Raw genomic sequence first — 13191 nt, 5'->3', positions numbered from 1 at the left:
TCCTTGTTCGAGGCGACGAATCTGCGCCGCGTCGGCGGGATCCTAGCGGGCCGCGCCGCTGTCGCTCACTGTCATCGGGTGCCTGTCTCAGCCAGCAACACGGACAACAGTTCGGCGGTCGTGGCCACGTCGGCCTGCTTGGGAAAGATCTTCTCGACGAGGAAGTCGTGGACCGCGTTGTCCGGATCGGCGCACCCATCCGAGAGGACGATCACGCGATAATCGAGGTCGTGTGCCTCGCGCACTGTCGTGAGCACGACGCCACTGGTGTGGACACCCGCTAGGACCAGTGTTGTGACGCCGAGGTTGGTCAGCTGCTCATGGAGATCGGTGGTCGAGAACGCACTCACCCGCGACTTGCGCACCACGATGTCGCCATCCCGGACCCCGAGCCCCTCGTGCAGGGCGGTAGCGGGAGAGTCCGCATCCATGGTCGGGCGACTTCGTTTGACGCGGTCGCCCATGATGTGTCCCTCGGGAAAGCCCGCGTAGTCGGCGTCGTTGAACGCCACGCGCACGTATCCCACTCTGCCACCGCTCCTGCGAACCGTATCGGCCGTGGTAGCGGCCGACGACACAAGAGACGTCGGGTCGTCCAGAAACCCCAGGGTGGCCGGTTGGTAGTCCATCACCAGCAGAGCGGTCTTCGAGGGATCCAGGTTCAATGCCATGGTGCTGGGCATCCTTTACTTTTCTGGTGTCCGGCACAGCGCCGAACTGGGTTGATGGGTGTTTCCTTCAGTGCCGGTGAGATTCCGAGGAGCCCTTCTCTTCGATCGCAGCCGGGGCGGGCCGGTAGAACAGCGCCAGCAAGCCCGCGGTTGCGAGCGCACCCGCAACCAGTGCGATGGCACCTCCGGGCCAGCCGGAGATTTCGATACCGAACAAATGGTCCAAGGAAAGCCGCCCTGGGCCGAGCAGCGCTAGTCCGATAGTGGACATGGCGAGCACGAGGACATATTCGTAGCCGTCTTTGAATACGAAGAACCCGTTGGTGCGATGAGCGAGTAGCCCAGCCACGAGCATCACCGACACCACCGCGGCGCCCGCGAACGGGGTGAGGAGTCCGAGTATCAGCAGTACGCCCGCACCGATCTCCGTAATCACGCTCAACCATGCCTGAAGGACTCCGTTGCGGAGCCCGAGCCCGCTGAACCAGCCCGCGGTACCGGCGATCTTGCCGCCCCCGATCCAGTGGTTGATCCCATGCGCGATCATCGTGGTCCCGATCGTGACGCGAAGAAGCGCGGTGACGAGGTCGTCGACTTCCATTGCTCCCCAGTCCTATCGCTTGTCGACGAATCGCGAGATGGCCTCGGCCGAGTTCGGATAGGCGGACAGGTGCTGGGTGTAGTCCTGCTCCGTGCGATACGCCGTCTCGAGCGGCAGCGTGTCGGTGCGGACCGTCGAGGCCTTCGCCATCCGGATCGCGACCGGGTCTTTCGCGGCGATCACGGTGGCGAGCGCATGGGCGCGCGGCAGCAACTCCGTAGGCTCGACGACCGCCTCGATGGCGCCGAGGCGGTACATCTCCTCGGCCGGCACTCGCTGGCCGGTGTAGAACATCCACCGGGCTTTGGCGGGACCGACCATCCACTGTGCGAAGGAGGCGGCGCCCAGGACGCCGACGTCGATCTCGGTCAGCGCGAAGGTGGCGGACCGCACCGCCAGCACGATGTCGCTCACCGCGGCCAGGGCTACCCCGGCGCCGACCGCCGCGCCGTTGACCGCGCAGATCACCGGCACCGCGCAGTGCCGCACGGCGAAGAACGCCTCCCGCGTCAGGTGCATCGGGTCGGCGACGTTCAGCGGCTTGGGTCCGGATCGTTCGACACGCAGGTCGTGAATATCGCGTCCGCCGCAGAAGACGCGGTCGCCCGCCCCGGTGAGCACGACGACCGAGATGTCGTCGCGGTCCCGGAACGAATCGAAGACCTGCCTGATCTCCCGATAGGTCTCGCGGGACAGCGCGTTCACCGGCGGTCGGTCGATGACCACAGTCGCGATTCGGTCCTTCGTGGTCACTGTCAGTCCGGACATGTCTACCCCTGTCTTGCATGGCGATTCGCGTCGGCTTGCCGACCTCGCCGGACCGTATCCCGGACCACTGACGATTGTCAACACTACCGTTGACTGATGCCCGGGGGTCGGATGTAATTCTCGGGTACGACGTGAACGACGACCCGGGAGAGTGACTTTCGATGACCGACCAGACGAACGATGACGAACTGATCGTCGAGACGCGGGATGCGGTGCGCATTCTGCGGCTCAACCGGCCGGAACAGCTCGGCGCATTCACCTGGAAGATGCTCGATCACTGGGCTGCGGCGCTGGTCGACGCCCAGCGCGACCGGTCGGTGCGGGCCGTGCTCCTCACCGGGACCGGCCGCGGATTCTGCTCGGGTGTGGACCTCGACGAATTCGCCACGGGGGGCGACGCCCCGATCGACCGCAAACGGGTGCTCACCGACCGGGTGCACCAGGTCGCGCGCGCGGTGGAGGACCTCGACAAGCCGCTGATCTGCGCGGTCAACGGACTCGCGGTCGGGGCCGGTATGGATATGGCGCTCATGTGCGATATCCGGCTGGCCGCGCGGAGTGCGACCTTCTGCGAGGGATACATCAAGATCGGCCTGGTGCCCGGCGACGGCGGCGCCTACTTCCTGCCCAGGCTGGTGGGCACCGCGCGGGCGCTGGAACTGCTGTGGACCGGGCAGACGATCTCCGCGGACGACGCGCTGGCCATGGGTATCGTGAACCACGTCCACCCGGACGACGAATTATATACGCGCGCACTAGAATTCGCCGATCGGATCGCCCACCGGTCGCCCATTGCCGTGTCGATGATCAAGCGGAGTGTGTACCAGTCGCAGCGACTGGACCTGCGCACGAGCCTGGATCTGATCTCGTCGCATATGGGAATCGTCCAGTCGACGTTCGACCAGCAGGAGGCGATGGGTGCGTTTCGCGAGCGCCGCACGCCGGAGTTCCGCGATCGATGATCGGCCGGTTTCCGGGCGTCGGTCGATCGTGTCCCGCCGGGCTGAAATCTCGCGGAGTTTTTCAACAGTAGTGTTGCATAGCTGGTTTCGGCCGTCTAGAGTTGCGGTTATGGCGGGCAGCTCCCATGTCCGCTTCAGCGGGTGGGCCGATGGCAGGCCCGACGTTCGCACATGTCGAATCGACCTGACCTCGTATTTCGGGCCGGTGCCGGCAGTTCATTGAGAGGACGACATACGGTGGCAGTTGAATCAACGGCACTGTTCGACGAGGTTGACGAGTCGATGCGCGGTATCAAGATCATCGACGTTGATACCCACCTCACCGAGCCCGCGGACATATGGACTTCGCGCGCTCCGGAACGTCTGCGCAAGCGGGTGCCGCACGTTGTGCTGGCCAAGGACCTGACCGACGGGATGCGTGAGCAGGTCGCCAAGCTGGGAACCACCGGGCCGACCGACGGCGCGCCGATGTGGGTGGTGGACGAGACCCAGGTGCTCGGTCCCGCCGGCGCGGGCAGCGTCATCAACCGCAACAACGAGAAGGTCAAGGGCAGCGTCTTCCTGCAGTGGCCGCTGGACGAATCCTCGCTTGCCGCATCCTATGTCGAGCCGCGAGTGGCGATGATGGACCAGCTCGGGATCAGCGCGCAGATCGTGTTCCCGAACGTGGTCGGCTTCGGCGGCCAGAACTTCTTCCGCATCAGTGACCACGACCTGCGCATGGATATCGTTCGCATCTGGAACGACGCGATGGCGGACATGCAGAAGGAGTCCGGCGGTCGCCTGTTCGGGATGGCCCTGCTGCCCTGGTGGGACATCGACAAGACCGTCGCGGAGATCAAGCGCGTCGCCGACCTCGGGCTCAAGGGAATCATCACCAACGCCGACCCGCAGAACCAGGGGATGCCGGATCTGGCCGAACCGTTCTGGGACCCGATGTGGCAGCACCTGCAGGACCTGAATCTGCCGGTCAACTTCCACTGCGGCGCCAGCGCCACCCAGCGCACCTACAACGGTGGCTCGCCGTGGCCGTCGATGACCCCGAACAGCAAACTCGCCGTCGGCTCCGCGATGCTGCAGATGGGCAACGCCCGCCTCGTCGCGAACATGATCCTGTCCGGTGTGTGCGAGCGCTTCCCCCGTCTGAAGGTCGTGTCGGTGGAAAGTGGAATCGGTTGGCTGCCGTTCATGCTCGAGGCGCTGGATTACCACGCCGATGAAAATGCCGCCGACGGCCTGACATTGAAGCCGTCGGAATACTTCCGGCGACAGATGTACGCGTGCTTCTGGTTCGAGAACGGCCCGAGCCTGATCGATTCGATCGAGCGGCTGGGTGTGGACAATTGCATGTTCGAAACCGATTTCCCCCACCCGACGTGTCTGTTCCCCGAGCCGCTTCGCAGCGCGGTGCCGACATTCAAGGATGCCGGCGACTCGTTCCGCCGGAAGGTGTTCAGCGAGAACGCCGCACACGTCTACAATCTCGATCTCGCTGCGCTGTAAAGGATCTCGTTACCGAGCACGAATAACGCCGGTCCGGGGAGAAATCTCCGCGCCGACGGACGAACAAGCCCTTCGCCCCGGATCGGTGCCCACGAGGCACCGATCCGGGGCGAAGGCCTTTCCGGACACAGGTACTCACCTGTTCAGTACGAGGAGTCAGCCTTGACCACAGCACCCGAAAGCGGTGGGGAAGTAGCGGTTTCCGAGCGCCGGGACACCGGCGAGCGAGCGTTCGGCCCGCGCTTCGCGACCCCCTTGTTCATGGGCGCCGCATTGAATCCCATCAACAGCTCACTGATCGCGACCGCCCTGGTGCCCATCGCGCTCGCACTGCATGTCAGCGCCGGGCGGACCACCGTTCTCATCTCGAGCCTGTACCTGACCAGCGCCATCGCGCAGCCCATCTGCGGCCGTCTGTCGGAGATCTTCGGTCCGCGGCGCGTATTCCTGGCCGGCATCGCGATCGTGTTCGCCGCGGGCGTCCTCGGCGGTCTGGCGCAGAATATGCCGACCCTGGTGGTGACCAGGGTGCTCATCGGCCTCGGCACGTCGGCGGGGTATCCATCGGCGATGCTGCTGATACGCCGCCGGGCCGCCACGGTGGGATTGCGTCAGCCACCCGGTCGCGTGATCGCCGGGATGACCACCACCAGCGCGGCCACCCTCGCGATCGGCCCGACGGTGGGCGGCATGCTGGTCGCCTGGTTCGATTGGCGAGCGGTGTTCTGGGTCAACGTTCCGGTGGCCGTTATCGCATTCGTCATGGCGCTGTTGTGGATTGCGCAGGACAGCGACCCCGTCCGAGGGCACTCGATGCGGAGTCTGATCATTCAGGTCGACCTTGCGGGCGTGCTGCTCTTCGGCGGCACGATCACCGCCCTGCTGGTCTTTCTCATGGACCTGCCCCGCCTCGACTGGGTGGCGCTGGGGATCACCGTGGTCGCCACCGGAGTTCTCGTCGCGGTCGAATTGCGGGTCCGTGAACCATTTTTCGACCTTCGGCTGCTGGTCACCAGGCTCCCGCTCACCCGCACCTATGCGCGGTATTGCCTGACGCTGCTCGGGATATACGTTGTGCTGTACGGACTTACGCAATGGCTCCAGGTCGGCCACCGAATGTCGGCCTACCAGGCAGGACTGGTGCTCATCCCGATGGGCCTGCTATCGGCAGTGACTGGCCGCATGGTGGGCCGCTATCGCAGGCTGCTGCCGTCGTTGATCATCTCCTCCGCCGCGCTGTTACTCGGCGCTATCGGCACCTTCTTCCTCACCAGCCACAGCCCGATGTGGCTGGTCGTAGTCGTCACCGCGGTGTTCGGTCTGGTCGCCGGATTCGGCAACGTAACGAACCAGACCGTGCTGTACAAGGAGGCACCGGCCGAGAAGGTCGGCACGGCGTCGGGCCTGTTGCGCACGTTCGGCTACGTCGGTTCGATTGCGGCTGCGACGATCAGCGGCATCGCATTTCACACCCGGGTCGACGACTCCGGGCTGCATATGGTTGCCGCCATCCTGATCGGGATCGGGATCGTGGTGTTGCTCATGACGGTTCTCGATCGGCAGCTCGCGGAATCCGATCGGCAATCACTGGCATGAAAACCTCTCGGGGGCGGCGACTTTCGTCGCCGCCCCCGAGGGGAATCCCACTCCGGTTATGCCTTCGGGGAGACGAGAGTCTCGCGCAGCCGGAACTTCTGCACTTTTCCACTCGGGTTCGTCGGCAGTTCGCTGACGATGTGGATCCGGCGGGGTACCTTGAACGACGCGAGTCTGCCCGTCACATGCGTCAGCAGTTCCGGTTCGGTCGCGGTGGCCTCCGCTCGCACGTGCACCCAGGCGTGGCCGACCTCGCCGAGCCGTTCGTCGGGCACGCCCAGCGCCGCCGCCCGCAGCACGTCGGGATGGGACTGGATCGCCGCCTCGACCTCGACCGGATCGACGAGTTCCCCGCCCACCCGGTAACCATCGCCCTGCCGCCCGATGAACGTGACGTTGCCCGCGGCGTCCATCGACGCGAGATCGCCTGTGCGGAACCACCCTTCGTCGTCGAAGGCGGCGGCGGTGGCCTCGGGCAGGTCGTGATACTTCCACAGGATCGACGGCCCGCGCATCAGCAGTGCACCCGATTCACCGTGGGGGACCGGCAGTCCCGTGATGTCGTCGACGACCTTGGCCGCCATGCCCGCCAGCGGGCGCCCCACGGTCCCCATGGCGATCTCCGGCGGATCGTCCAGCCCCGCGACCATCACCAGTGCGGCGGTCTCGGTCATACCGTAGGGATTGAGGCACACCACCCCGGTCTTGTCGTGCACCTTCTGGCAGAGGTCGGGCGCCAGCGATGTGAAGGCGAAACGCACCCCGCTGAAATCGATGTCGTCGATGAGCGGGTTGTTGAGCTGGTCGATGTACGTCGTCGGGATGCCGTAGATGATCGTCGCCTTCTCGTCGCGGATCAGCCGCAGCGAGGTGGCCGCGTCGAACCGGGCCATCAGCACGGTGCGCGCCCCGGCCAGGGACAGCATGACCAGGCCGGCGACCAGGGCCAAGATGTGGAACAACGGCAGATAGAGGACGGCGACGTCGGTTTCGCGCATCTCGAGGTGGTCCAGTGCGGCGGACAGCGTGGCGATGAAGCTGTGGGTGTGCACGGCGCCCTTGGGTCGGCCGGTTGTACCCGAGGTGTACAGCATGATCGAGGGATCGGTCACGTCGATGGACGGAAGCACGACGTCGCCGGCGGGGTGCGTCAGCTGGGCCCACGAGGTGATGTCCGCATCGCCGGCGTGGTCGACCCCGACCAGCCGCAGGTGATCGCCGACCTCTGTCCGCAGCTGCCGGGCCTCGGCGAGGTAGTCGCGGTTCCGGTATGCCGAGCAGGCGATCAGCAGCGATGCGCCGGAGTGGGTGACCTGGTACTCGATCTCCTTGGTGGACAGCGCCGTGTTCAGCGCTACGACGGTCGCGCCGGCGTAGATCGCGCCGAAGAAGGCGACGACCCACTCCAGGCTGTTCGGCAGCCATATGGCCACCCGATCGCCCTTGCGGATCCCGATCCGGGCCAACCCGCCCGCCGCCTCGCGCGCTCGCCTGCGCAGCTCCGCGTACGTACAGCGGCGCTCGCCGTCGACGAGGGCGACCCGCTCGCCCCACTGCGTGGCCGCGTATTCCAGGACGTCGGCGAGTGTCCACGCGGTCACGTCGGCGCGCGTGGCCGTCGTGAGCTCGGTCGCGTTGTCGGGTGTGATCATCAGTGCGGAACCTCCGGGATATCGGCCACCCCAATACGTACGTCGATCACCACGGGCCGGGTGGGCGATCGGAAAGCCGCGATGGCCGCGGGAACATCGGCCACCGTGTCGACCGTCAGTCCGTCGGCGCCCAGCGCCCGGGCTACTTCGGCGAAGTCCGGCCAATCGAACAGCGACAGGCTCGGGTCCAGGCCCCTGTTCACGAACTGGTCGTATTCGGCGCCGTAACTGCTGTCGTTGCAGATCACCACGATCAGTGGCAGCCCGGCGCGGATGGCCGAGTGCAGTTCGGCCATGCCGTTCATCATGAACCCGCCGTCACCGGTCACGAGGACCGTGGGCTCGTCGCGGGCAGCCGACGCCGCGCCGATCGCCGCGCCCATGCCCAGGCCGACGACACCGAAGTCCGTGGTCAACACCTGGCTTCGGTAGTCGGTGCCCCAGATGTATTTGTAGGCCTCGCCCTCGAAACGGCCGCCGTCATACACCACGGTGCGGTTGCGCGGCAGCGCCCGGTTCATCGCGCTCAGCACGCCGGCGAGGGTGACCCGCTGTCCCAGCGCGGTGTCCCACATGAGGTCGGCCTGCTCGACGCCCGCCGTCACCCGGTCACGGAAGCCGGTCGGCGGTACGCCGGCCGCGTCCAGGGCCTCGATGAACCGCTGTGCGACGACGGCCGCGTCACCGGTGACGGTGGCGGTCACGGGCACTTCGCGACGGAAGCTGGCCTCGTTCGTGTCGATGTGCACCACCCGCTTGCCGGCGATGAGCGAGTTGCGCATGGTGGTCCAGGTGTTCAGGCTCGCGCCGAACGCGATGATGCAGTCGCTCTCACCGATCGCCCGCACACCCGGCTCGGTCGACACCGTCCCGCAGACGCCGACGCAGCCCTCTGCCGCGTTGTAGAGGTTGCGCGCACGCAGTGTGGTGGCGATCGGTGCGCCGATCCGCTCTGCGAACGCGAGCACGGCCTGACGCTGCTCCTTGCCGATCACGCCGTGGCCCGCCAGCACGAGCGGTCGGCGCGCCGAGGCTATGACGCTGAGAGCCTCGTCGAGCACGTCCTCGGATATCTCGGGGTGTTTCCCGGGACCGGACCACGGGTCCTCATCGTCGGCGGCTGGGCCGACCTCTTGCCATTGGTATTCCGTCGGGCAGTTCAGGACGAACGGCCGGGATTCCGCGATCGCGCGCCGTGCGGCCAGGCGGACCGCCGAGCGCGCCTCGTCGGGCCCGGTGACCAGTACGTAGCCGGCGCCGGTCGCGCGGATGAGCGGTTCCTGGTCGAACGTCTGCCGGTTGAGCCGATTGTTGGGGGCGGTGTCGCCGGTGATCAGCAGCACCGGCGAGCTCGACCGCACACAGTCGGTCAACGCCGTCGCGGTATTCGTCAGGCCCGGTCCCTGCGTAACCGTCGCGACGCCCAGCCGCGCCCCGCGCAGGGCATAGCCGTGCGCCATCATGACCGCGCTCGCCTCGTGGACCGCCGAGACATAGGTGCCGTGCCGGCTCTCGACGAATGAGTTGACCATGAACATATTGGCGTCCCCGATGAGGCCGAACATGGTGTCGACCCCCGCCGCGGCCACTTCCTGGGCCATTACCTCGTGTACGAACATCAATCCATCCCTGCCTGGCGAGCGACCACGTCTACAACCACAATTTCTCTCCGGAAAGCGCTGGGGACCGGGCGCCCGCGCGTATCGGAGGTGTCGGTGCCGCCCGGTGTCCCCAATTTAATCAACATACATGTTGACTGTGTTGTGCGCCATAGTCCGGTTGTCGGCAGTGCGCCGGGCCGTGATTGTCGCGGGCTTCGCACGGGCGTGACGGGGGTCTCGTTCGGGCGTGGCGTCACTGACTTCGGGTATTCTTCTGTAATGCGAGCATTGGACGCGACCGCACTGGCGTGGTCGGCTGCTGAGGGGATGACAGATGGCTAACGTGGAGCGACAGTCAACACTGGCGATGAAGCGTGAAGCCGCCAAGAAGCGGGAGCGCCCCCGCTACGGGGCCAAGCGTGAGGCGATCCTCAAGGCGGCGGGGCTGGTGCTGGAGCGGAACGGGTTCGCCGGCACCACGATCGAGGCCATCGCGCGGGAGGCTGGTCTCGATAGAGCTACCGTCTATTACTACTTCTCGGACAAGGGCGCCATCTTCCGCGCGGCGATTCACGACGGGCTCACCGATATGGTCAAGTCCCTGGAGGAGGTGGCAGGCAGCGACGAGCAGCCCGAGGCACGACTGCGCAGTTCGATACGTGCCGTGATGCGTTCGTTCGAACGGTACTACCCGACGCTGTACATCTACCTGAGGAGCGGCGATTCGGCGACGGTCATCGACGATGACCTCAATCAGGAGCTCATCGACTCCGGTCGGCGCTACGAGGACCTCGTTGAGCGGGTCGTGCGCTACGGCGTCACAGAGGGAGTGTTCAACACCTCCCTGCCGCCGAAGGTTTTCGCCAAGTCGGTGACCGGGATGCTCAACTGGACCTCGCACTGGTTCGTCCCCGGCGGCATGCTCACCGCCGACGATGTCGCGGACGGTATGGCGGACATGGTCCTGTCCGGTGTGTTGCCGCGTAAAACTCGGGTGTAAATTCAACAGATGCGTTGATATTATGTAGGCATGCGATGGTACTGCATGCCGGCGACGTACGGCCGGTCACGGTGACCGGGCCCGGGAACGCGGCGAACGTGAATCGGCTCCCACCCGGAGTCCGGTCGGACCTGCTCGACGGGGTTACCTGGATCTGCCTCGACCGGCCGCCGGTCAACGCCTTCACCGTCGAGATGTTTCGCCAATTGGCCGCTGCCGTGCGGCGCTCGTGCGCCGATCCGAGACCGGTGCTGTTGACCGGGGCCAACGGCAGGTTTTCTGCTGGTTTCGACATCAACGAGCCGGATCCGGCCGGGTCGGCGCCGTATGCGGCCTCCCTGGAATGTCTTGCCGCGATCCGCGAGTATCCGGGACCGGTGGTCGCCGCGGTGGAGGGCGCCGCCGTCGGGATCGGCCTGCTCATCGCCATGTCGGCGGACATCCTGGTCATATCTCGGTCGGCCCGGCTGCGCATGCCGGAGGCGAGGCTGGGCATCGACATCGACGTCGCTCCGTTGCGGCGGTTCCTCCCCGCGCCGTGGATTCGCCGGCTGTGCCTGCTCGGCGAGGTGATTACCGCCGCCGACCTGCGCCTCGATCACGGGACGGGCGCGATCGTATGCGAGCCCGGCGAGGCCGAACGGCATGCCCGGGCCGTGCTGGAGTCGCTTGCCGGTGTCGACGCGGCATTTCTCCGGCGCACGAAGCGGCAGCTGATCGAGCAGTTGTCAACGTGAGCGTTGACAGAGGTTGGGGTCGGTCATACCGTGGATTCGTGCATTCTTACTTCCCATTGCCGATTACCGGCCGCACGGGCGCGCTCGCCCGACATGCTGAAGCGAGGGCTCTGCAGTGCGCCTCGCGGGCGCCGGAGCCGAGAGTCAGCGAGGTGCTGTCGTGACCGTGGCATACCTCGTGGACGGCGTGCGCACGCCGATCGGCCGCTACGCCGGCGCGCTGGCGGCAGTACGTCCGGATGATCTCGCGGCGCATGTGCTGCGCGCTCTGCGAAGTCGGCAGCCGTCGGTGGACTGGTCCGCCGTGGACGACGTCGTTCTCGGCTGTGTGAACCAGGCGGGGGAGGACAACCGCAACGTCGCCCGAATGGCGTTGCTGCTGGCGGGCTTACCCGAAACCGTCTCCGGCACAACGATCAATAGACTGTGTGGGTCCGGCGCCGACGCGGTTGTGGTTGCGGCACGGGCGATTCGCGCAGGCGAGGCGGATCTGGTGGTCGCCGGCGGCGTCGAGAGCATGAGCCGTGCGCCGCTTGTAATCCCCAAGGCCGCAACGCCGTTCGCGCGAACGGCTGAGATCTACGACTCCACCATGGGCTGGCGGTTCGTCAACCCCGCGTTCCGCGACGCATTCGGCACGGACACGATGGGGGAGACCGCCGAGGTCGTTGCGGCCGAACGCGGCATCGCGCGCGCCGATCAGGATGCCTTCGCGTTCCGTTCGCAGCAACGCACGGCCAAGTCCATTGCGGACGGCTGGTTCGACGAGGAGATCACGCCCGTTCCGGTGCCCCGGCGCAAGGGCGAGCCGGTATCCGTCACGCGCGACGAGCATCCCCGCGACACGGATCCGGACCGACTCGCCGCGCTACCGGCGGCGTTCCGCGTCGGTGGCACTGTCACCGCGGGAAATTCATCCGGCGTCAACGATGGTGCCGCGGCACTGTTGCTGGCCTCGGAGCAGGCGGTACGGCGCTTCGGGCTGACGCCGCTGGCCGTCGTCGCCGGTGCGGCGACTGCCGGCGTCCCTCCGCGGGTCATGGGGCTGGGTCCGATCCCCGCCACCCGCAAGCTGCTCGGCCGGGCGGGTCTGGTGATCGGCGATATCGACGTGGTCGAGCTGAACGAGGCGTTCGCCGCCCAGGCGCTCGCCGTGCTGCGCGATCTCGGCATCGCCGACGATGCCGAGCATGTCAATGCCCACGGCGGAGCCATCGCACTGGGGCATCCGCTGGGCATGAGCGGCGCGCGGCTGGTGCTCACGGCCGCTCGCGAACTGCGCCGCCGCGAGGGCCGGCGGGCGCTGGTGACGATGTGCATCGGTGTAGGTCAGGGCATCTCGGTACTTATGGAGGCAGCGTGAGTAGCATTGTTGTCCGCCGTGAGGGCGATCTGTGGTGGATCGGGCTCAACCGTCCCGATCGGCGCAACGCACACGACGAGGCGATGGTCGCCGAGATGGACGCGGTGCTCACCGACGCCCGCCGGACGCCGTCGGTTCTGCTGATCCACTCGACGACGCCGGGCATGTTCGCCGCCGGCGCCGATATCCGCGAGATGCGCGAACGCGATTCCGCGCATGCGTTGCGCGCCATCAACTCCGGGCTGTTCGAACGACTCGAGGCGCATCGCTGGCCGACCATTGCCCTCATCGACGGGCCGGCGTTCGGCGGCGGCTGCGAGATGGCGATGGCCTGCGACTTCCGGATCGCCAGCCCGCGAGCGCTTTTCGCCCAGCCGGAACTGTCGCTGGGCATCCTGGCGGGTGCGGGCGGGAACTGGCGGCTGGCGCAGCTGGTCGGCCTGAGTGCCGCGCGGCGGATGCTCTACGCCGGAATGCGCTTGGATGCCGAATCTGCTTTGGCCGCAGGGCTTGTGGACGAGATCGCCGACGACGCCGACGATTTGGCCGCCCGCGGCGCCGCCCTGGCCGCCACCGTCGCGCGGCGATCGTGGCGGGCGTTGGAGCTGACCAAGCTGGCGTTGCGCGCCCACCGCCCGGCCACCACGCAGTTCGATACCGCGGCGCAGGCACTGCTTTTCGACAGCACGGACAAGTACCAGCGCATGACCGCGTTCTTGGAGCGAAAGCAGAAGTAA

The 13191-nt window shown here is 66.6% G+C and carries 12 protein-coding genes; 7 read left to right on the top strand and 5 right to left on the bottom strand.

What is annotated here, in order from left to right:
• Window positions 1–71 precede the first annotated feature (71 nt).
• The 3 genes from NM2_RS42195 to NM2_RS42185 form a co-directional block, all read right to left on the bottom strand.
• Complete coding sequence (locus NM2_RS42195; RefSeq protein WP_084532122.1) at window positions 72–671, bottom strand: cysteine hydrolase family protein; 600 nt, start codon at window positions 669–671, stop codon at window positions 72–74.
• Between the two features lie 67 nt (window positions 672–738).
• Window positions 739–1272: a DoxX family protein gene (locus NM2_RS42190; protein WP_067682129.1), complete on the bottom strand. Its 534-nt coding sequence runs from the start codon at window positions 1270–1272 to the stop codon at window positions 739–741.
• A gap of 12 nt (window positions 1273–1284) precedes the next feature.
• Window positions 1285–2040, bottom strand: coding sequence for an enoyl-CoA hydratase-related protein (locus NM2_RS42185; RefSeq protein WP_067682126.1), 756 nt, complete (start codon window positions 2038–2040; stop codon window positions 1285–1287).
• 161 nt (window positions 2041–2201) lie between these two features.
• Between NM2_RS42185 and NM2_RS42180 the strand changes: the two genes are divergently transcribed.
• The 3 genes from NM2_RS42180 to NM2_RS42170 all read left to right on the top strand — a co-directional run bounded on the left by NM2_RS42180 (window position 2202) and on the right by NM2_RS42170 (window position 6101).
• The gene (locus NM2_RS42180) at window positions 2202–3002 is read left to right on the top strand and encodes an enoyl-CoA hydratase/isomerase family protein (RefSeq protein ID WP_067682123.1); all 801 of its coding nucleotides are present in this window, start codon (window positions 2202–2204) and stop codon (window positions 3000–3002) included.
• Between the two features lie 237 nt (window positions 3003–3239).
• On the top strand, window positions 3240–4505 hold the full coding sequence (locus tag NM2_RS42175; RefSeq protein ID WP_169816343.1) for an amidohydrolase family protein: 1266 nt from the start codon (window positions 3240–3242) through the stop codon (window positions 4503–4505).
• Window positions 4506–4667: 162 nt separating this feature from the next.
• Window positions 4668–6101, top strand: a complete 1434-nt coding sequence (locus NM2_RS42170; protein ID WP_067682117.1) for an MFS transporter — start codon at window positions 4668–4670, stop codon at window positions 6099–6101.
• Window positions 6102–6157: 56 nt separating this feature from the next.
• Here the strand turns inward: NM2_RS42170 and NM2_RS42165 are convergent, their stop codons facing one another.
• On the bottom strand, window positions 6158–7753 hold the full coding sequence (locus NM2_RS42165) for a class I adenylate-forming enzyme family protein (RefSeq protein ID WP_067682114.1): 1596 nt from the start codon (window positions 7751–7753) through the stop codon (window positions 6158–6160).
• A complete protein-coding gene (locus tag NM2_RS42160; RefSeq protein ID WP_067682111.1) occupies window positions 7753–9372 on the bottom strand; it encodes a thiamine pyrophosphate-binding protein in 1620 nt (539 codons plus the stop codon). Before NM2_RS42160 ends, NM2_RS42165 begins: the two co-directional genes overlap by 1 nt.
• A gap of 316 nt (window positions 9373–9688) precedes the next feature.
• On the opposite strand from NM2_RS42160, the gene NM2_RS42155 reads away from it, so the two are divergent.
• From NM2_RS42155 to NM2_RS42140, 4 genes are all read left to right on the top strand, one after another.
• Window positions 9689–10354: a TetR/AcrR family transcriptional regulator gene (locus NM2_RS42155; RefSeq protein WP_084532117.1), complete on the top strand. Its 666-nt coding sequence runs from the start codon at window positions 9689–9691 to the stop codon at window positions 10352–10354.
• Between the two features lie 35 nt (window positions 10355–10389).
• On the top strand, window positions 10390–11091 hold the full coding sequence (locus tag NM2_RS42150; protein WP_067682106.1) for an enoyl-CoA hydratase/isomerase family protein: 702 nt from the start codon (window positions 10390–10392) through the stop codon (window positions 11089–11091).
• A gap of 160 nt (window positions 11092–11251) precedes the next feature.
• Window positions 11252–12454, top strand: coding sequence for a 3-oxoadipyl-CoA thiolase (pcaF, locus tag NM2_RS42145; protein WP_067682104.1), 1203 nt, complete (start codon window positions 11252–11254; stop codon window positions 12452–12454).
• On the top strand, window positions 12451–13191 hold the full coding sequence (locus tag NM2_RS42140; RefSeq protein WP_067682101.1) for an enoyl-CoA hydratase/isomerase family protein: 741 nt from the start codon (window positions 12451–12453) through the stop codon (window positions 13189–13191). The genes pcaF and NM2_RS42140 overlap by 4 nt, the downstream gene beginning before the upstream one ends.

The organism is Nocardia miyunensis NBRC 108239 (assembly GCF_001613065.1).
GTDB classification, from domain to species: Bacteria; Actinomycetota; Actinomycetes; order Mycobacteriales; family Mycobacteriaceae; genus Nocardia; species Nocardia miyunensis.
This window is presented reverse-complemented; position numbering and strand designations above follow the sequence as displayed.